The sequence below is a fragment of the Salipiger marinus genome (genome assembly GCF_035481585.1).
Classification (GTDB): domain Bacteria; phylum Pseudomonadota; class Alphaproteobacteria; order Rhodobacterales; family Rhodobacteraceae; genus Salipiger; species Salipiger marinus.
Genome location: NZ_JAYKSL010000069.1, coordinates 1 through 2142 on the forward strand (window position 1 = coordinate 1; position 2142 = coordinate 2142).

The following is a 2142-nucleotide window of genomic DNA, read 5'->3' on the forward strand; positions in this document are numbered from 1 at the left end:
GCAGATTGAACTACGAGTGCGACCGGATGCTGGATGCAATCACCGATGGGAAGCTGACCCCCGCCCAGGCCAAGGCCTGGCTGACCTCGGTTGTGCGCAGCGAGCTTGACCGCATCGAGCGTCAGCGCAGGGTCAGCCGGATGGACCCGGTGGGCTCATCCGAGGAAGACCGGCGTCTCGATTGGGCGACGGCGCGCGCGTGGTCTCATCTGGCGAGCAAGGGACTGCATGCGGAGCTTTCCGCTCGCGACCGAAGTACCATACGTGACGAAGGGTCGAGCGAGGCGGACATCGCGTCGCTGGAGATGATGCTTGGCGTTCTGTCGCGCGAAGTGCTCTCCGAGGCGGGCGTCAACAAGATGCTTCGCGCCGCGCGGGACAGCATTCAAACGGCAACATGCGAGACCTTGAACTCTGCGGCCGAGACGGTTCTCTCGCTACGGCAACTGCTGCTGGCCGGAAAGGCCGCAGCCTGGTCCGCATCTGAAGGCCGGGAAGATCCGAGCCTGGAACAAGCCCGCGCCCTTGCGCGGGAAATCCTCGACGACGCCGCTGCCGAGATCATCGATACCCGCGAGTCACTTGTCGTCTCCCAGGAAGCCACTCTGATCGAGACACCTGCCCCAACCCAAGTCCCTACCCAAAGACCCGAGTTCAGTTTTGACCCGACATTGTCGCTCTCGTTGAGCGCATCAATGCCGAGAGGGATCGCGATCACATCAAGGAAGACACGAGGAGGCAGCTTGCCGCCCAGGCACGCCTGTTCATCAAGGCAACCGGCATCACCGACGTTCGGGATATCACGCAGGGCCACCTCAAGTTCTACAAGTCGGTGCTGCAGCGACTGCCGACGAGCTACGGGAAAAGCGCGAAGGACGCGGACAGGACCATCGACGAGCTTCTGGCACGCACCGAGGATCTTCCCGACAAGAAGGTCGGCCTCTCGCCTCGCACGATCAACGGTCACCTGGACCGGTTCAAGCTCATCTTCCAGTTCGCCAAGAGCGAAAGCATCACGATTTCGGACACGATCGAGCTCGGCCTGCTCCGTGTCCGGGAAGAAAAGCGCAACCGCGACAAGCGCGAAGCCTTTACCTTGCCGGAACTCCAGCAATCCGATCTGGACGGGGTGCAGATCAATGTCGCGGCGCCATGAGCGCGGCAACATCGTACAGGCGGATGGGCTCTACTGGGGGCCGATCCTGGCAGGCTACAGCGGCGCCCGGCGGGAGGAGGTTCTCGGCCTGGAACCCCGTGATGTCGTGTCAGTCGACGGCATTCCCTGCTACCACATCCGGGACAACATGCACCGCGGGGTCAAGACCTTCAGTTCGGAGCGCCTGGTTCCCATTCACGAGCACCTGATCGAGCTGGGCTTTCTCACGCATGTCGAAGAGATGTGCCAGCGTGGCGCCACGTCCCTCTTCCCCGAGTTGATCGCGACAAATGAGAGCCAGTCCTTCGGAGACAAGATCTATTACAACTGGGCGAAGGCGCTGGTGCTGCAGTTGGACGGCAACCCAAGAGAGCTCTGCTTCCACTCGTTCCGCCATTATGCCATCGCCCACCTGAAGGAGTTGCCCGAGGTCAGCGAGAAGCAACGCCGTGACCTGGTCGGGCACAGCGGCGGTGACGTGCATGACGAGCAATATGATGTCGCGACGTCGATGTCCGTGATGAGCAGCGTGGTTGCGAAGCTGCCGCGATTGTTCTGACGCACTGACGAGATCAATGTCTGGCGGGCCTACCGAACATGATGACGAACGGCGCGGATGGTCACATCAGGATCAGAAAATCAATTTCGACATATCGGATGCTTCGGCTCGTGATTGCCCGCCCGAGGGCCCTCCCCCTTAGGTCCTTTCGCGCGCAAGTGGCACGAAGCGACAATTGCGATCCGATAAACATACCAGATCTGGCCAGTCTGGTCTGTGAGCCCGCTTGGCGGAAAATACGGATTTCCCTCTAGACAGTCTCGGCCGCCACTTGCCGGGCGCTTCACCAGCCACTCGGCCCACCAGGCAAGCGCGGTTACCTCCTGCAACGCGGCTCCACCTGGAGCTGGCGTCGGCGCGTGCCCGGGTTTTCCACAAAAACCAGACATTGGCAGCTGTCTCTGCGCACCACGGACCGGTCGATCGC

The 2142-nt window shown here is 61.6% G+C and carries 2 protein-coding genes; both read left to right on the plus strand.

Translation table 11 applies throughout. The features are described from left to right. Window positions 1-832 precede the first annotated feature (832 nt). Window positions 833-1156: a hypothetical protein gene (locus VK682_RS27130; protein ID WP_230798321.1), complete on the plus strand. Its 324-nt coding sequence runs from the start codon at window positions 833-835 to the stop codon at window positions 1154-1156. Continuing rightward, the gene (locus VK682_RS27135; protein WP_230798322.1) at window positions 1140-1715 is read left to right on the plus strand and encodes a site-specific integrase; all 576 of its coding nucleotides are present in this window, start codon (window positions 1140-1142) and stop codon (window positions 1713-1715) included. Before VK682_RS27130 ends, VK682_RS27135 begins: the two co-directional genes overlap by 17 nt. Window positions 1716-2142: the final 427 nt, after the last annotated feature.

Excerpts from the sequence above, each read along its gene's own strand:
- VK682_RS27135 (WP_230798322.1), top strand. The coding sequence starts at position 1,140 with ATGTCGCGGCGCCATGAGCGCGGCAACATCGTACAGGCGGATGGGCTC.